Origin of the sequence: Marinomonas primoryensis, assembly GCF_013372285.1 — a bacterium.
GTDB classification, from domain to species: domain Bacteria; phylum Pseudomonadota; class Gammaproteobacteria; order Pseudomonadales; family Marinomonadaceae; genus Marinomonas; species Marinomonas primoryensis.
Genome location: NZ_CP054301.1, coordinates 199,590 through 218,322, shown reverse-complemented (window position 1 = coordinate 218,322; position 18,733 = coordinate 199,590). Strand labels below are relative to the sequence as shown.

Sequence of the window (18,733 nt, the reverse complement as noted above, 5' to 3'; positions counted from 1 at the left end):
CCAATGGTCTTGGTAGACGGTTCGTCTTACCTTTACCGAGCTTTTCACGCGATTCCACCGATGCACACCAGCGACGGCCACCCTACCAACGCCACGCGCGGTGTGATCAGCATGATCCGCAGCCTAATCAAAACTTACCCAGATTCTCCGATGGTGATCATCTTTGACGCCAAGGGCAAAACCTTCCGCGACGAGATCTACAGCGAATACAAAGCACACCGTCCGCCAATGCCGGATGATCTTCGACCACAAATCGAGCCCATTCATCGCATGGTCGAAGCCATGGGCTTGCCGCTGGTGATCATCGATGGCGTAGAAGCCGACGACGTGATCGGCACCATCGCCAAACAAGTGGGCGAAGCCGGCCGTGAAGTCGTCGTTTCCACTGGCGATAAAGACATGGCGCAGTTGGTCACCGACAAAGTCACCTTAGTGAACACCATGAACAACACAGTCATGGACATCCAAGGCGTGAAGGACAAATTTGGCATTCCGCCCGAACTCATCATCGATTATCTCGCACTCATGGGCGACAAAGTCGACAACATTCCTGGCGTACCGGGTGTGGGCGAAAAAACCGCGCTTGCCTTGTTACAAGGTTTGGGCAGCATCAAAGACATTTACACACGCTTAGACGAAATCGCCGCCTTGGGCTTTCGTGGTTCGAAAACCATGAAACAAAAAATGGAAGACAACAAAGAAATGGCCGAGCTGTCTTACACCTTGGCGACCATCAAATGCGACGTAGAACTGCCGTTTAATTCCCTCGAATTGAAAAACAACGAAGCCAACAAAGACGTCTTAAAAGAATGGTTTGCCAAGCTGGAATTCAAAACGTGGCTGACAGATCTAGACAAAGCGCCGAGCGTGGAAACCGCCAGCGATACCGTTAACACGGAAGGCCAAGCCGCCGTACCAACGGCGTCCAACATCGAAGCAAACTACGAAACCGTACTCGACAAAGCCTCTTTCAATAAGTGGCTAACCACTATTCAAACGGCCGAACTGACGGCCTTCGACACGGAAACCACCAGCCTAAACTACATGGCAGCAGAATTGGTCGGCGTGTCTTTCTCGGTAGAAGCAGGCGTAGCAGCTTACGTGCCATTTGCCCACGACTACGAAGGCGCACCAGAACAACTTGATCGCGCTTGGGTACTCGAACAGCTCAAACCTTGGCTTGAAGACGACAGCAAAGCCAAAGTCGGCCAACACCTGAAATACGACGCCAACGTACTGAACAACTACGACATCACCTTGCGTGGCATCGCGTACGACACAATGTTGGAATCTTACGTGTACAACTCGGTCAGCTCTCGTCATGACATGGACACACTGGCGAAAAAGTTCCTCGGACACACTTGTGTGAGCTTTGAAGAACTCGCGGGCAAAGGCAAAAAGCAAAAGACCTTCAACGAAATTGACCTAGAACAAGCGGCCTTTTACGCCGCGGAAGACGCCGACATCACCTTGCGCCTTCATCAAGCGATTTGGCCACAAGTCGAAAAAACACCGGAACTGGTCAGCATTTTTAAAGACATCGAATGCCCACTTATTCCCGTCTTGGCGAAAATGGAACAAACTGGCGCTTTGATCGACCCAGAATTGCTGCATATCCAAAGCACCGAGATTGGCGCGAAGCTACAAGAACTGGAAATCAAAGCTCACGAACAAGCGGGTGAAAGCTTCAACTTAAGTTCACCAAAGCAACTGCAAGTCATCTTGTTCGAAAAACAAGGCTTGCCGATCATCAAGAAAACGCCAAAAGGCCAGCCATCTACCGCCGAGCCCATTTTGCAAGAACTGGCATTGGAGCACGAACTACCGCGTTTAATCATGGAACACCGCACGCTGTCTAAATTGAAATCCACCTACACAGACAAACTGCCAGAAATGATCCAGAAAACCGGTCGTATTCATACGTCGTACCATCAAGCGATTACCGCCACGGGCCGTTTGTCATCGACTGATCCAAACTTACAGAACATCCCAATTCGTTCTGCCGAAGGTCGTCGTATTCGCCAAGCTTTTATCGCGCCAACTGGCTACAAGCTAGTGGCTGCCGACTACTCGCAAGTCGAATTGCGCATCATGGCTCACCTGTCCCAAGATCCGGGCTTATTAGACGCTTTCACAAAAGACGCCGACGTGCATAAAGCCACCGCAGCGGAAGTCTTCGAAGTGAGCTTAGAAGAAGTTACCACAGAACAACGCCGCCGCGCCAAAGCCATCAACTTCGGCTTGATCTACGGCATGTCTGCCTTTGGTCTAGCGAAACAGCTTGGCATTGGTCGCCCAGAAGCAGGCAAATACATCAAACGCTACTTCGAGCGTTACCCAGGTGTGCAGCAATACATGGAAAACACCCGCGAAGGCGCGAAAGAAAAAGGCTATGTAGAGACCATCTACGGCCGCCGTTTGTACTTGCCAGACATCAAAGCGAAAAACGCCATGATGCGCCAAGCCGCCGAACGCACCGCGATCAACGCCCCGATGCAAGGCTCCGCCGCCGACATCATCAAACGCGCCATGATCAAGATGCACGACTGGCTAGCAGACACCGACCTAGACGTGAAAATGATCATGCAAGTACACGATGAACTCATCTTCGAAGTCGCCGAAAAAGACCTAGAAAAAGCCCAAGCAAAAATTGTCGACATCATGGAAAACAGCAGCAAAATCGACGTACCTTTATTGGTAGAAGCGGGAGTTGGAGACAACTGGGACGAGGCGCATTAAGCGCCTCGGATCTAAAAGACTATCCTAAAAGGGGTCAGATCCCTTTTACCATCAAAGAGAGTAAATATGGATATACGAACGGAAAAAGTCAGCTTTATAAATAGCCTTAATCTACCAGAAGATGAAAAAGACGCTATTAGCCTAGCTATAGATTGCCTTATAGATAATGAGTCTTTATCTGAAGATATTCCAATAGTAGTAACTAGCTATGATGATTACAAACGTAACTGTGTTTTGCAGATAATACAAAAATTCTGTGAGGGAATATACCCTAACGCAGCTGAAGACTTATTCGAACCAGAAATATTAAATATTTTTGGTAAAACAGGCGAAGCTGCGTGTATAGCCCTTATTAAAAAATTACAATCTAGCTACTCAATGCTTTATTGGGCAGACAGTCCTTCATGGTTTTCTAGCTTACCTTCTGGACTGTTCCATGTTATTAGTATTGAAGGAAATAAAGTTTCTCGTGGATTAAATCAAAAAAACAGTCACCCTACAAAAGTTACTCGAACATACAATGATGACACTTTAATTGCAGAACTTTTCAATACATTTAGTCATTCAACTAACGCTCAAATCACCAATACAAAAGCTGCTGAAGAAAAATTTTATGATGAATGCAACTCAGGTTTGATTAGGCCACTTCCAGCTCCTACTGGCTTATTCTTTGAAGAAGAAATAACCATATCGTCCCCTGACTGGCAAAAATTAGCCTGTGTAGCAATTCGCCGTTACCAATCAAAAGAATGTAAGGATGGTATGAATTGGAATATTTCAGACCAAGGCTGGAGCGGTGTCGTTGCATATCCATTGATAGAAAAAATTCAAAACATAACGGACTCAGGGTTTAGAGAATGCCTGATTGGTTTAATCACCATCAATATTAAAGACCCCAAAAAACCCTATTTATCTACAGCTTGGATACATCCGTTTTATCGTCAAAAAGGTAAAATGAAAGCTCTATGGAGGATATTAACGGAGAAATATGGAGAACTAGATGTTGAAGAACCAAATTCAAATATGCAGGCATTTTTAAAAGCAGTAAAGACAAACGCTTAAACCAAGCTAATTCTTTTAATAAGAAGATGAGAAAATATGGAAATCAAAGAAAAATACCAAAACTTCATAAAAGGAAATAAAAAAGAAACAAAATTGTCTTTGATCTTATTTCCATTAACTTTTGTTTATTTAATTACCTTCCAGTCGATAGCACTTGATAATAAAATAGCAGGAATTTCAATCTTAGCTGGAATGTCATTTGTCTTTTCTCTTACAATATATTTAATGTCAAAATATTACGGATCTCCAAGATTCTGGGGGTGTTATGTAGTACTAAGAAAAAAAAGGTTTTATAAAGCATCGCTTGCTCTTGCATTCATTTCATGGTCTCTCTTTGTTTTTTCTAAAGGTGGTGAAAACGTCGAAATAAAAGAATATATAAATTCTATTATTACTAATTCATTCGAAACAAACTCAACAATAAGGTTTATCTACGAAAGTAATATTTATATTTCTATTTTTATATCAATAATTTTAGCCGAACTGCTCTTCTCTATTTTTTGCCCAGTTTCATTAAAAGGAAATTATGAAAAATTTTCAAGTGAATTATTTCATAGTTTATCTGTGAAAAAACAAGTCAAAACCACTCTAAAAATGCTAAGACAAAAAAAAGAATATCTATTCGATAAAAACAAAGAAAACATTGATTTCGATATATCTTCACTAGAAAACTACACTTTGGAAAAACCTAGTGAAATATATGATATTTTAAATAGACACTCTTATTTAGTTATGAACTGGATCGGATATTTATGTACAATTCTGATGTTAAGTGTTTATACAATTCCATGTTTCAATATATCTTTAGCTTTGTTAAATTACTATAAAAGTACCAATTAGCTGAGGATAATTAGAGTCAGATGAAAATCACTCCTTCTGACTTGGCTTCCGCCCTCGCTTCATAAGCGAAACTCGCCTGCCCGTTAGCGTTTCAATCTCTTCTTTAAACCTGCCATTCCCCACGGCCATGTCGGGCTGTAGGTATTCGGGTGCATATAAAAAACTATTCGCGGGTACGCTGTAAGTAGATCACGTACAGTCCACTGGCAATGACAATGCCCGCTCCTACAATGGTCCACCTGTCTGGTAGTTCGCTAAATACTAAGAAGCCGATAATGGTGGCAAACACCAGTAAACTGTAGTTGAACGGTTGTAATACCGAGGCTGGCGCATACTCTAGCGCTTTCACTAGCAATAGCTGCGCAGCAACACTCATAATCGAGATCACGGCCAATAAAACCCATTCCTGCATGCTTGGTGCACGCCATGCCGTCACACCAAAGAGGGTTGCACACACAAAGCCGATCAACGCCATATAGAGTATGTTGGTATGAAAGCCATCACCCGCTGAACTCACCTGACGAGTTACGACGTGGTAGCAGGCAAAACACAGGGCGGCGGTTAATGGTATCAATGACTCAGGTTTGAAGACGTCCAACCCAGGCCGAAGGATAACGAGCGTTCCGGCAAAGCCGACACAAACCGCTAACCAAGATTTCATGCTTACCCGTTCCCCTAAAATGGGTGCCGCCAAGGCAATCGCCATCAATGGGAACGCCGCCATCAGCGAATGGGATTCTGCCAAGCCAAGATGACGCAGAGCTAGATTAAAAATCGCAATCTCAGCGATGGATAATAAGGAGCGCAATACTTGTAACTTAGGTCGAACAGAACGCAATGCATGGCGAATGGTGCTGGTGCGTGACACCCAAACAATGGCAAACAGGGCAAATACCCAATAGCGCACTAATACCACTTGCGCCACGGACATATCCTGCACGAGGATTTTCGTCACAGCATCTTGTGACGCGAATACCAACATCGCCGCTAAACATAACAGCACACCTTTTCCCACTAAGGTGCGCTCTGCTTCCATTTCCAATGGGCTCATTTGATTATTCGCCTTTAATCGTTCGTTTAATAATCGACGAACAATTGGGGTCAGATTAAAATTAAGCTCTCTGACTTGGCTTTCGCCCTCGCTTCATAGGCGAGACTCGCCTGCCCGTTAGTTTTTCAATCTCCTCTTTAAACCTGCCATTCCCCAATGCCATGTCGGACTGGGTGGTTGTACGTACTCGACCTAGTTCCTCATCTGATACATGTACTTTGAACAATGCTTGGTATCGTTTGGCGCGATCTTTTTGCTGGCGACTCAATTGGATATAGAGGTCATGGGGTTGCCAAAGCTCACTTTGTAGCTCTAATGATTCTTGGGTATGAAAACGATAACTTGACCATTTGTAGTCGGCTGGGTGTTTCACCATATTGGCCCTGACAGGGTTTAGCTCAATATAGCGCTGACAGATAAATAGATACTCTTCTGCATTAATCACACAAGACTTAAAGCGCCCTTCCCACAATGTGCCTGTTCTTTGGTAGGTGTGGTTAAAATAGCGAACGTAGCGACGACCAAGTGCCTGCATCATGAGCGATATGCCATTTTCCATCATTGGCGTCGCCAGTAAATGTACATGATTAGTCATCAGTACCCATGCATGTACTTTAACGCCAAACTGTTGAGCGTATTCCGTTAGCCAATGCACATAGGCAATAAAATCGTCTTCGCTTGCAAAACACACTTGGCGGTTATTACCGCGTTGAATAATGTGTTGTGGAATGCCCACAGGGCAAAGTCTGGGAAGTCTCGCCATATTTCATTCCTTTGAAATAAGATGAATTTAAATAATGCTGAAACGAACATCCTGTTCATTAAAATAGTTGTACCCACATATTACGATAGGTAGCCCACAAGACCAAGTTGTCGCTATTTTCATCTGACCCCAATTTAAGTTTGCTCTTGTTTATGACGCTTTAAAATAGGGTAAGCCGTTGCGACCAATAGCGAGCAAAGGCGTTGCAAGTCTCGCAATATATCCATGTGGATTTGCGACGAAGCCAACGTGGCGGGAATTTGCTCTCGAATCCGGCGCGTATGTTGCTCACGACACAAGGCGAGCTTATTTCGGTAGACGTGTTTTGCATCGACCAATTCGGTGGCAAGGGCAGGATTTTTTGATACGTAAACGGCTTGGGCTAAACGGAAGATTTCGAACAGCTCTGAGAAGAGCGTGTCTAATTCGTTTTCACCTTGCTCTGAAAAATGAATCTTCTCTTTGTGTTTCTTGCGCGCAAGCACCATGAGACTGGCGTCAATAATATCCCCCACATGCTCCAAACTCGTCACAAAGCTAAAGGCATCCTGCCAGCTATGTTGCTCTTCAGACGAATTTTTGATGTTTTCAATGGCAGCCAAATAATACGTCACTTCACGATGTATTCGATCAATATCATCATCCAGCTCTTTAATTCGATTAATGTGCTTCCCGTTGCTGAACGTTTTAGGCGTGCTTTCCAACATCTGATAAGCAATATCGGCAATGCGTAACGTTTCATTGGTCACGTTTGCAATCGCTCGGACAGGGTGTTTAATGTCTTCTTGTGATAAGTAAACCGACGTAAATCGCTTATGTACATCGCTCTCTGTGTGATTCGGTGACACATATTTTTTTAAAAAGCCTGCCCAGAAAGGCAGCATGGTGAGGAATAAAATACCGTTAATGGCATTGATCATGACATGGAAAATCATGGGTGAGTCTAAGCCAACTTTTGCCAAGGAAATCCATCCTGACTCTTGAAAAAAATAAATCAGTAAACCAATGATCACGGCGCAGGAACGGATGACTAGGTTTCCTATTATCACCAATCGACCTTTGGCACTCAGCCCCCAACCGGAACTGAGAGCTGGTAAGGCGCCACCAATATTAGCCCCAATAACCATGATCATCGCCATGTCTAAAGAGATGGCGCCATCGGTGACAAGATGAGTAATAATCAGAATAACGGCCAAGCTGGAATGGACGAGCCAAGTAAATAAGGCAACAAGAAAAAGCGTTAAGAGTGTGTCGTGCACCAATATACTGGTGAGGTAAGTCATACCATTGCCAGAGCGCATATCGGCAGTGCTTCTGGCAATAAGGGATAAGGCAAGGAGTAACAGGCCAAGACCAAGACAAATACGTCCCCAGTATTTATGTTTTCGTTTTGAGGATTTTTGAAAACTGATATAGCCAATGAGTAACAGCAACGGAGAAAGCACAGAAAGATCGAAACTGAGCAACATTGCCATGAGGCTTGAGCCTATCTCAGCGCCGACCACCAAAGCTAAAGCGGGAACCAGTCCCAATGCGCCGGTGGCAACAAAACCTGCCGCTAAAAGTACAACAGCGGTGCCGGACTGCAATGCGGCAGCGGCGATACCACCTAAAGCCGCAGCCTGTAAGCGGCGACGCGTCATTAGACGAATGGCATTTTCTAAACTTTTTCCGTAGGCGCGTTCGAATCCTGTGCGCACCATACGAATTCCCCAAAGTAGTAGGGTGATGGCGCCAGCCAATTGAATAAGCTCATACATAGTAATGTCCCATCATAGACTAACTGACCAGACGTTTTGTGGAGGTTTATGGTTGTTTGTTAGTCGCTATTATATTGAGTTTTACCGACACAGTAACAAGATTGAGTTATTGGGGGCGGTTTACTTACGACGCCCATTCATCTCATTCAGTGATGTTTTAGAGTTGAAGGCTGTATCGTGGCAAGATTGTATATCGTTGTGTTTGAACGTAAGATTTTGCTTTATTCATTCTTTTAAAACACTAAGAGTATTAATTAGTTATAGCGTAAAATTAAATAATTGCACAATATAAATGCAGAATTGTGCAGAATTGGGGTCAGAATTGGGGTCAGATAAAAATTAAGCTCTCTGACTCGATTTCCGCCCCCGTTTCATAGGTATCACACGCCTACCGGTTAACTTTTCAACCTATTTTTAAATCTATCATTCCCCAATGCCATATCGGACTGGGTGGCTGTGCGTACTCGATCTAGTGCTATTTACATCTGACCCCAATTTATCTTAAACGACCTATTTCGGTGCAAATTTGACGTGTTTTGTCCGCCTGTTTCTTGATGAAATCGTTAGAATCGAGTTTTACTATCACGGCTGGAGCTAGGCGGGGAAATGGAATTCAATATAAAGCTTATTTTTAGTGGCATCGCCATTGCGTTGGCGATCATTGGCTTTGTGCCTTACATTGCGCTGATTTTACGCGGCCAAGTAAAGCCTCACGTGTTTTCGTGGATGATTTGGGGCATCACCACTACCATTATTTTCTTTGCTCAACTAGAAGCCGAGGGCGGCATGGGTGCATGGCCCATTGGGTTATCAGGGGTTATTACGATTTTCATTGCCATATTGGCTTATATGAAGCGCGGCGATGCCACTATCACCAGATTGGATTGGGGCTTTTTGGGCGTTGCTTTGGCATCGTTGCCCCTGTGGTACATGACCAATGATCCGTTGTGGACGGTGGTGATTTTGACCACGGTCGATATTATCGGTTTTGGGCCTACCTTCCAAAAAGCCTACCGTAGACCCTTTGAAGACAGCCGTATTTTCTTCATGATTATGATTTTACGTAATGCGTGTTCCGTTGTGGCGCTCGAAGCGTACTCCGTTACCACGGTACTGTTTCCATTCTGCTTAGCGGTAGGTTTTTTGATTTTACTCGTTATCCTGCAACATCGTCGCATCGTACTGTCCCAGCAAGTGGCTTAATTTAATCAACGTCCATTTGCGCAGACACTTAAGGTGCGCCTGAAATTATTTGCACTATTTTCATCTGACCCCAATTTTAGACCCCAATTTTAAAAACCACACTTTTATGCGCATAAAAAAGTGGCTTTGATTAATTTCTAGTCTATTCCTTCCATGTTCTATATTCTTGCGCCCCATAGACGGGGCAGTTTCAAGCTTATTAAATCCGACAAGAGACAGTGAATGGCAAAGCGTAAATTCGATATTTTTAGTAAAGCATGGACGATTATTTGGCGCGCTTTACTCTTGTTGGTTGTCGTCTTGTTGTTGCTTCGGTTTGTGCCGCCCCCGACAACGGCGTTTATGTTACAAAGCCCTTATCCGGTGACTCAAGATTGGATAAGCATCGATAAGCTACCGTCTTACATGCCGTTGGCGGTGGTGGCTTCCGAAGATCAGCGTTTTCCTAATCACTTCGGTGTCGATTTTGCCGCTATTAGTAAGGCGCTAAGCCAATACGACGATGGCGACAGTCTTCGTGGTGCCAGTACAATTACGCAGCAAACGGCGAAGAATCTATTTCTTTGGTCAGGTCGAAGCTTTGTTCGCAAAGGTCTGGAAGCCGGTTTTGCTGTGAGCCTTGAAACACTTTGGGGTAAGAAACGTATTTTAGAAGTGTATTTAAACATCGCGGAATTTGGCCAAGGCATTTACGGTGTCGAAGCCGCAAGCCAACATTATTTTGGTCGATCGGCCAGCAAACTCACCATGAACCAAGCTGCACGATTGGCCATCATGCTACCAAGCCCACGCACTCGAAGCCCTAACGATTTAACCTTTTACCTTCGTCAAAGAGTGATCTGGGTTGAACGGCAAATGCAGCAATTAGGTTCTGATTATCTAACACCGCTTCTTGATTGAAATGGAACCATAACCACATCATGTTTTAAGAGTTCTGCCCCCTTTTAAATGCTAGAATCGCGCCTTATTCCGATTAGGTTTTACTTTAAAGGCAGGCTATGACCGTTCTTCTGATGACCCCACCGATGACCCAGTTAAATACACCGTACCCAGCGACGGCGTATCTGACCGGTTTTTTACGCTCTCGGGGCTATGAGGCGGTGCAGCGTGACCCTGCCATCGAGCTTTTTCTTGAGATGATGACGGCGCCCGCGCTGGATATTATCCGTCAACATGTGGAAGACAATTTCGAGTCATTTGAAGACGATGAACTGCCCGATGTGATCTACACCTTTATGGCGGAGTTTGATCGTTATCGCCTCGCGGTTGAACCGGTTATCCGCTTTTTACAGGGCAAAGACCCAAGTCTTGCGCTGCGTATTGTTTCTCGTCGTTTTTTCCCAGAAGGTCCCGCGTTTGATGCCATCGCTCAGATGGAAGCGGTATCTGGCGACATTCTTAAAACCGCTTTTGGCAGTTTGGGTTTACAGGACAAAGCCAAGTATTTGGCGACCTTGTTTATCAATGACTTATCGGCGGTGATTACCCAAGGCGTTGACCCGTATTTTGAAGTCAGCCGTTACGGCGAGCGTCTTGCGGCGGCGAATCCAACCTTCGACAACCTCTACGACACCGTAATGGGAGAGCCCAGTTTTAGCTCCGAAATTCTGGAACAATTAGTCGAACAATATCTTGAAGAAACGCAACCCAGCGTGGTGGCGTTAACCGTGCCGTTCCCCGGCAATATGTTGGGCGCGCTGCGTATTGCGCAAACCTGTAAAGCCATTAATCCTGACATTCCAATCGTCATGGGCGGCGGTTTTGTGAACACCGAATTGCGCGCACTAAAAGACCCACGTGTGTTTGAGTTTATCGATTTTATCTGCCTCGATGATGGCGAACGCCCTTTTATGACCTTGTTGGAATACTTTGACGGCAAACGCGAAATAGACGACTTGGTGCGCACCTACTTCCTCGCGGAAGACGAAAACGGCGAACAGTACGTACACTACAATGAAAACCCTGAACTGCATGACATCCCACAAACCGATGTGGGCACGCCCATTTACGATGGTTTGCCATTGGGCGAATACCTTTCCTTGTGTGAAATGCTTAACCCGATGCACCGCATTTGGAGCGATGGCCGCTGGAACAAGCTGACCATTGCCCACGGTTGTTACTGGCGTAAATGCAGTTTTTGTGACGTCACGTTGGATTATATAGACCGCTACGATGCCGCCGGCGCGGATATTCTGGTGGACCGAATCGAAGAGTTGATCGAAGAAACCGGACAAACTGGCTTCCACTTTGTCGACGAAGCCGCGCCACCAAAGGCTTTGTTTGCACTGGCAAGGCGCCTGATAGAACGCGGCGTGGTAATCAGTTGGTGGGGCAATATTCGTTTTGAAAAAACCTTTACACCAGAACGCTGCCAGTTGTTGGCGGATTCCGGTTGTGTCGCGGTCAGCGGTGGACTTGAAGTCGCGTCCGACCGATTGCTAAAACTGATGAAAAAAGGCGTGAGTGTCGAACAAGTCGCTCGCGTCACCAAAGCCTTCAGTGATGCGGATATTTTGGTTCACTCTTATTTGATGTATGGCTTCCCCACTCAAACCGAGCAAGAAACCATCGATGCGTTGGAAATGGTACGTCAGATGATGGCCCATGGCTGTTTTCAGTCTGCTTTCTGGCACCGATTTGCGGCCACCGCACACAGCCCGATAGGCATTAACCCTGAAGAGTTTGGCATCACCCTCGCTGAACGCCCTGAGATTTTGTTCGCTGAAAACGATGTGGATTTCACCGATCCAACAGGGACAGATCACGACATGTTGGGCGAAGGACTGCGTAAAGCGCTCTACAATTACATGCACGGTATCGGCTTTGATCAGCCGATGAACTTTTGGTTTGAGCAGCCAGTTAAACGCACACTGGTGAAAAAAGAACTGATCTCGAAAGCGATAAACAATTTGATTGTTAGCAGTTAAGCGCAGCAGCTGAAGAGCTTTTTGGCAAATAACGGTGATCAGATAAAATAGCTTTTTCTGTATGACCCATTTTTTCTTATTATTTCTTATGTTTATAATTGGCGTTCTAATAATGATATAGGAACTCAGTCAAATGAAGATTATGCCTTCAGTACTTCCTGTTATGCTGCTTTCTGCTTTTTCCATTAATGCCAGTGCTGCAGACTGTGGTTCCTTTACCATAGCTGACATGAACTGGAACTCCGCAAGTCTGATTGCCCACGTTGATCAATTCATTCTTAATAACGGCTATCAGTGTGATGCCGAGCTTATTGCTGGTGATAGTGTCCCAACGGGCGTATCGATGATTGAAAAGGGCAAGCCCGATGTTGCGCCCGAGCTTTGGACCAACGGTATAAAAGAAGCGCTGGATAAAGGCGTGGCTGAAAAACGCCTTCGCTACGCTGGAAAATCCTTGATTGATGGTGGTGAAGAAGGCTTTTGGGTTCCCGCTTATTTAGTCAAAAAATACCCAGAAATGGCCACCATTGAAGGGGTTATCAAGCATGCCGATTTATTTGTCCACCCTGAAAGCGATACCAAGCACGCATTTTATGGCTGTCCTGCAGGATGGACATGCCAGATTACGGCAGAGCATCTTTTTAACGCGCTTAAACTAGACGAAAGTGGTTTTGAACTGATTGATCCAGGCTCTGGTGCGGGGCTCGCCGGTACCATTTCTAAAGCCTACGATCGAAACCAAGCTTGGTTTGGTTACTACTGGTCACCGACGCCTGTATTGGGCAAATACAACATGGTGAAAGTGGACTTTGGCAGTGGCGCAGACGTAGAGGAATATCGTAACTGTACGACTCAGCCAGACTGTGTGTCGCCAAAAGTGACCATGTACCCACCTTCTCCGGTGCAAACGATAACGACAGAATCATTTGCTCAACGTGAGCCACAAGCCTTTGAATACTTCGCAAAACGCGGCTTTACCAACCAACAAATGAGTACGTTATTAGCGTGGATGGAAGACAATCAAGCAGACGGTGAAGCGGCTATGTATCACTTTTTAGAGCAGTATCCTAAAACGTGGAAAGCATGGGTTTCTAGTGACGTTGCTGCGAAAGTAGAAAAGGCACTCTAATTTTTAGCCTTCACTCGCTCCTTCTCGCTTTTCAAGGAGGAGCAGTGTTTCAGTCATCAATACGCTTCATACCTTCATCACGCGGCACCTGACGCTAGCTTTTATTTAGACAGTGATGCTACTCTTTTGGTATATGGCTGGATGCTAGGAGAGAGAGATTGTTTAATCCCAATTATTATTTATTGGTCACTGCCTTTTTTGTTTTCTTGAGCGTGATGACCAGCGCTGTGTACTTTAAGTTGGCTTGGGCATGGTTTGCCTTGTCGTTCTTTACTGTCAGTCTTGCTTACCTTCTCAACAAACCGACTATTTTTCGTAAACGTTCCGATGGCACTGTGCCTATTTATATCCGCTGGGTATTTATGCCTTTTTTATGGAGCACTCAGCTTTATAACAGTTGGGCGAGAAGCACGGATACGGTTCCTGCATTACAAAAAATAGACGAGGGTTTGTACCTTGCAAGACGACTGTTTCCTTCCGATATTCATGACATAAAAAACGAAAATATCAGTGCGGTGTTAGATGTCACGGCGGAGTTCAGCTCGATGAACTGGATAGCTTTTCAAGCCAATATAGATTATTTAAACATTCCCATCCTTGATCATTCTGTTCCCTCTGATACGCAAATACAGCGCGCGCTAAACTGGATTCACACTCACCGCAAAACAGGTCGCTCGGTGGTGGTGCATTGCGCCTTAGGCCGTGGTCGTTCTGTTTTTATGATGGCGGCGTATTTACTTAGTCAGAACCCTACATCTTCACCCGCTGAGGTGATGAATAAAGTACGCGCTATTCGCCAAACTGCGCGGCTTAACAAACGACAGTTTAAGCATTTAACACAAGCGTTAGACGACAAACGCTTGGTGGTTCGCAATACAGCATGGTTGATCGCGAACCCTGTTTCTGGAAGACGCCAGTGGGAAGAAGATCAAGAGACGATTTTGCGCTATTTATCGGCCTACTTTGATATAACGGTCAAAACAACGACACCAGAAATAAACGGCACGGTACTGGCTAAAGAGGCGGTAAAAACATCGCCTGATATGGTGATTGCTTGTGGCGGTGATGGCACCATTACCGAGGTAGCGGCGGCGCTAGTAGGAACCCATATTAAGCTGGGTATTATTCCTTTTGGTACCGCGAATGCCTTAAGTCACGTGCTGTGCGGGACTTTGTCGAAAGTCGCCTCACTGGAAACCATGTGTTTGAATTTGATCGACGGCTGCGAGCAACGGATCGACACCGCCACCTGTAATGGCGAGTTAATGCTGTTACTTGCTGGGGTTGGATTTGAGCAACAAATGATTGAAAAAGCCGACCGAAGCAAAAAGAACACCAGTGGTCAGCTCGCCTATTTACAAGGCTTGTGGGAAGCCATTAGTCAGAATGAGGTCCATGAGTTTACCGTACAACTGAACGATGACGAACCGTTTACCATCAAGACTCCGAGCTTAACCATCGCCAATGCCGCGCCTATCACCACCTTGTTAGCGCAAGGGAAAGGCGTTCCGAATATCATGGATGGCAAATTGGACTTAACCTGGTTAGATCCTGAGCGTATGCAGATTTTAAATTTGGCGGAATTAGCCTTGCTAGGGATGGGGGATAGGAATGAAGACAATGAAACACCAGAAGGTAACAACGGTGTGTTTCATCGTACGGCTCAGCGTGTCACGGTGGATATAAGCCAAGTCGGCCATTATGTCGTCGACGGTGAAGAACGCCAAGCAGATAAGCTTGAAGTGGTGGTGAAACCTCAATCTTTGAGCGTCGTCGTACCAGAGTCTGCACTGGGCTAAAGACTACACTTGCGTTTGTCCTTTTTTTTACAATCCAAAAAAAACCAGCTATCACCCTTAGTCTGTGAATGCTGGCTTTCGATTTTTCTCGGTCTTACATCGTCCATTTATCTTAGTATTGAGTAGTCACTTGCAGTGCTTTCATTTCGTCGTGGCACTCTTTCATTCTAACTTTGACGCGTTGAAGCGTGACTTCACAATCCTGCGCTTGTTTTTTCTCTAACGCAGCGTCGATTTCGACTAGCACCTTGTCTTCCACTTCTTCTAGCTGATCAACATAAGTGAAGGTGGAGTCACTAGAGATCTTAGACAATAGCTTGGTATACGCTTGGCGCGCTTTTACCGCATTGCTGGTGTCGCTTTCTGGATACCCATCTTCTTGGACGGCGAATTTTTGCAGTTCTGCAACCGCTTCTTCTTTAGCGCTGATCATGCGATCAAAGAAGGCTTGATAAGTGGTGTTGTCCAATTTAGTTGTCGCTTCTTGGTAGAATTCAATGCCGCCGTTCATCACTTTTATAATGTCTGAAATATGATTTGTTTGAGCCGTTTGAGTTTGCATGTTTCCTCCTGATTAGCGTTTCGTTGACTTCGTTTTCATAATGACATTTATCCTAATGACATTTATCCTAATGACATCATTCAGTCGCTCTTTTTTCCTAGTCTCTTTCTTGCTAAATAGAGCACCCTTAGGGAAAAGAGACGACTTTACTATGAGTGTTAAGCAGCCTCTTTTTGCAGTGCTTTCATTTCGTCGTGACACTCTTTCATTCTGACTTTGATCCGCTGAAGCGTGACTTCACATTCCTGCTTTTGCTCTCTTTCAAGAGCAAGGTCGAGCTCTTCTAGCACTTTGTCTTCCACTTCTTCTAATTGATCAATGTAAGTAAAGGCGGTGGAATCGCTGGAAACCTTAGATAGCAAATTGGTGTAAGCTTGACGCATTTTCACCACATTATTGGTATCGGTCTCTGGTTTCCCTTGTTCTTGGACAGCGAATTGCTGTAGCTCTGCCGCAGCTTCTTGTTTGGCGCTGATCATGCGATCAAAGAAGGCTTGGTACGTGGCGGTATCCAGTTTGATTTTCGCTTCTTGGTAGAATTCAATGCCACCATTCATCACTTTTATAATGTTTGTAATGTGCTTAACTTGATCTGTTTGAGTTTGCATGTTTCCTCCTGATTAGCGTTTTGTTTATGTCGTTTTGCTGATTACATAGTTGGCGATAGAGCCCATAAAAACAACCAAGTTTCTGGGAATACACATAGACTCCATACTTTGTGCAAGAAGTAGAGACTCTTTTACAATCCCCATTTTTCTTAAAATTTGTAGCGGTTTTATTATTCACACTTAAGCCTCAACCCTTGATCTAAGGCAGCTTGCACGCCTTTCAAATGTGCCACTATGGTGAAAAGCATGTATTGCTGATCCCTGCCACCACGAAAGGAAATGTGTGATGATTGATAAAACACTGTCTACGTTTGATATTCCTACGACCGCGCCAGAAGGCTTTGAACACGAGCCAGATGCAACACGCGATTTCTGGCATCATCAACCGCTAAACACCCTACCGCCATACGATTTTATTGCGCCATACGCGCGTCATAAAACCTTACCCACGCCCGGAGTAGAAAATCGCAACGCGTGGATTATTGGTGGAGGCATTGGCGGTCTTGCGGCGGCCTTTTATCTGATTCGTGATGGACACATGCCCGCTGAAAACATCACCATTTTTGAGGAAATGGATGTGGAAGGCGGTTCTATGGACGGTTCTGGTAATCCTGAAGAGGGCTATATTATCCGTGGTGGCCGCGAGATGAACTGGAACTACGATACCTTGTGGGACCTATTTCAAGACATTCCTGCGGTGGAACTGCCAGAAGGCTATTCTGTACTCGATGAATACCGCCTTATTAATGACAACGATCCAAACTATTCCAAAGCGCGTTTGATGCATAAATGTGGCACGCTGTTGGATTCGAGTGATTTTGGTCTAAACAAATCTCAGCAATGGGAATTGATTCGTTTGATGCTAAAACGCAAAGAAACACTCGACGACATCAGCATCGAGGATTATTTCAGTGATGGGTTCTTAAAAAGCCACTTTTGGTTCCTTTTCCGATCAATGTTTGCCTTTAAAAATTGCCACAGTCTGCTGGAAACCAAACTGTATTTACACCGCCTACTCGACTCAATTGATGGCTTTGGCGATTTGTCCTCTTTGGTTTTTCCTAAATACAATCAGTACGATACCTTCATCAAACCCTTGGCGGATTTTCTACGCGACAAAGGCGTCACCTTTCAATTTAACACTCGCGTGAATGACCTTGATCTCTCGCTTTCGGGCGATAAAAAAACCGTCACCGGCATCCAAGCCGAGGTAATAAACAACGGAAAAACAGAAGCTCAGCGTATAAACGTCGGATTGGGGGATCTAGTCTTTGCGCTGACAGGGTCAATGACAGAACACACCGCTTATGGCGATATGAACACGGTTCCAGAACTTGATTGTGGCAGACATGATCCGGGTGAACACAGCGGATGGTCGTTATGGAAGAATCTGGCGAAAAAATCCCCTGTATTTGGTAAGCCAGAAAAGTTCTATGGGGACGTAGAAAAATCCATTTGGGAATCTGCGACACTAACGTGCAAACCCTCTCCTTTGATCGACAAGTTGAAAGCCTTGTCTGTCAACGATCCGTATTCTGGCCGTGCAGTCACAGGTGGCATCATCACGATTACGGACTCTAATTGGCTGCTGAGTGTGACTTGCAACCGTCAGCCGCATTTCCTAGACCAGCCTGACGATACGCTGGTGCTTTGGGTCTATGGATTATTAATGGACAAGCAAGGTAATCGCATTCAAAAAACCATGGCACAATGTACTGGTAAAGACATTCTCACTGAGCTTTGTTATCACCTTGGCATTGAAGATCAGTTGGATGAGATTGTTGCCAATACCAAAGTGCGACTCGCACTGATGCCCTATATTACCTCGCAGTTTATGACACGAGCGGCGGGAGATCGCCCTCATGCCGTGCCCGAAGGCTGTACTAATTTGGGCTTAATTGGGCAATTCGTAGAGACGCGTAACGATATTATTTTCACCATGGAAGCGTCTGTTCGTACCGCCCGCATTGGTGTATATAAACTGCTGAATATCCCCAAACAAGTGCCGGATATTAGCCCAACGCAATACGATATTCGTAACTTGATCAAAGGCGCGCGGGCGTTAAACAGCGGGAAACCTTTTGTTGGCGAACGCCTGTTGCATCGCCTGCTCGACAACACTTACTTTGCGCATATTTTGCCGCCACTTCCTGAACCGGAAGAGTCGAAACAATCTCGTTTTGAAGAGGAAATGCACGAACTGCTCGGCAAAGGCAGTAGTGCCATGCATACATTCAGCGGCTGGGTTACATCGCTTAGAGAGAGCTTTTCAAGCAAGGATAAAAAATAA

The 18,733-nt window shown here is 45.2% G+C and carries 14 protein-coding genes; 9 read left to right on the top strand and 5 right to left on the bottom strand.

The window, feature by feature from the left end:
- The first annotated feature begins 3 nt into the window (after positions 1–3).
- The 3 genes from polA (at position 4) to MP3633_RS00945 (ending at position 4,641) form a co-directional block, all read left to right on the top strand.
- Positions 4–2,739 carry a DNA polymerase I gene (gene polA, locus MP3633_RS00955; protein ID WP_176336681.1) on the top strand — a complete coding sequence of 912 codons (2,736 nt, stop codon included), beginning with the start codon at positions 4–6 and terminating at the stop codon, positions 2,737–2,739.
- 66 nt (positions 2,740–2,805) lie between these two features.
- A complete protein-coding gene (locus MP3633_RS00950) occupies positions 2,806–3,801 on the top strand; it encodes a GNAT family protein (RefSeq protein WP_176334102.1) in 996 nt (331 codons plus the stop codon).
- Positions 3,802–3,837: 36 nt separating this feature from the next.
- On the top strand, positions 3,838–4,641 hold the full coding sequence (locus MP3633_RS00945; RefSeq protein WP_176334101.1) for a hypothetical protein: 804 nt from the start codon (positions 3,838–3,840) through the stop codon (positions 4,639–4,641).
- A gap of 163 nt (positions 4,642–4,804) precedes the next feature.
- Here the strand turns inward: MP3633_RS00945 and MP3633_RS00940 are convergent, their stop codons facing one another.
- The 3 genes from MP3633_RS00940 to MP3633_RS00930 form a co-directional block, all read right to left on the bottom strand.
- Positions 4,805–5,692, bottom strand: a complete 888-nt coding sequence (locus MP3633_RS00940) for a DMT family transporter (RefSeq protein ID WP_217909031.1) — start codon at positions 5,690–5,692, stop codon at positions 4,805–4,807.
- A gap of 61 nt (positions 5,693–5,753) precedes the next feature.
- Entirely contained in the window at positions 5,754–6,455 is a 702-nt protein-coding gene (locus MP3633_RS00935; RefSeq protein ID WP_176334100.1) for a transposase, read from the bottom strand.
- Between the two features lie 134 nt (positions 6,456–6,589).
- A complete protein-coding gene (locus MP3633_RS00930; RefSeq protein ID WP_176334099.1) occupies positions 6,590–8,215 on the bottom strand; it encodes a Na/Pi cotransporter family protein in 1,626 nt (541 codons plus the stop codon).
- A gap of 606 nt (positions 8,216–8,821) precedes the next feature.
- Here MP3633_RS00930 and MP3633_RS00925 point away from each other — a divergent pair.
- The 5 genes from MP3633_RS00925 to MP3633_RS00905 all read left to right on the top strand — a co-directional run bounded on the left by MP3633_RS00925 (position 8,822) and on the right by MP3633_RS00905 (position 15,273).
- Entirely contained in the window at positions 8,822–9,418 is a 597-nt protein-coding gene (locus MP3633_RS00925) for a hypothetical protein (RefSeq protein WP_176334098.1), read from the top strand.
- Positions 9,419–9,640: 222 nt separating this feature from the next.
- Positions 9,641–10,318 (top strand): monofunctional biosynthetic peptidoglycan transglycosylase, encoded by a 678-nt coding sequence (gene mtgA, locus MP3633_RS00920; protein ID WP_176334097.1) that lies wholly within the window; start codon positions 9,641–9,643, stop codon positions 10,316–10,318.
- Between the two features lie 98 nt (positions 10,319–10,416).
- Positions 10,417–12,345: a B12-binding domain-containing radical SAM protein gene (locus MP3633_RS00915; protein ID WP_176334096.1), complete on the top strand. Its 1,929-nt coding sequence runs from the start codon at positions 10,417–10,419 to the stop codon at positions 12,343–12,345.
- A gap of 142 nt (positions 12,346–12,487) precedes the next feature.
- Positions 12,488–13,474, top strand: coding sequence for an ABC transporter substrate-binding protein (locus MP3633_RS00910; protein WP_423794642.1), 987 nt, complete (start codon positions 12,488–12,490; stop codon positions 13,472–13,474).
- Between the two features lie 158 nt (positions 13,475–13,632).
- On the top strand, positions 13,633–15,273 hold the full coding sequence (locus MP3633_RS00905) for a diacylglycerol kinase family protein (protein ID WP_176334094.1): 1,641 nt from the start codon (positions 13,633–13,635) through the stop codon (positions 15,271–15,273).
- 112 nt (positions 15,274–15,385) lie between these two features.
- On the opposite strand, the gene MP3633_RS00900 is transcribed toward MP3633_RS00905, so the two are convergent.
- Both MP3633_RS00900 and MP3633_RS00895 read right to left on the bottom strand, forming a co-directional pair.
- Complete coding sequence (locus MP3633_RS00900; RefSeq protein ID WP_176334093.1) at positions 15,386–15,835, bottom strand: PA2169 family four-helix-bundle protein; 450 nt, start codon at positions 15,833–15,835, stop codon at positions 15,386–15,388.
- 158 nt (positions 15,836–15,993) lie between these two features.
- On the bottom strand, positions 15,994–16,443 hold the full coding sequence (locus MP3633_RS00895; RefSeq protein ID WP_176334092.1) for a PA2169 family four-helix-bundle protein: 450 nt from the start codon (positions 16,441–16,443) through the stop codon (positions 15,994–15,996).
- A 286-nt stretch (positions 16,444–16,729) separates the two neighbouring features.
- Between MP3633_RS00895 and MP3633_RS00890 the strand changes: the two genes are divergently transcribed.
- On the top strand, positions 16,730–18,733 hold the full coding sequence (locus MP3633_RS00890) for an oleate hydratase (protein ID WP_176334091.1): 2,004 nt from the start codon (positions 16,730–16,732) through the stop codon (positions 18,731–18,733).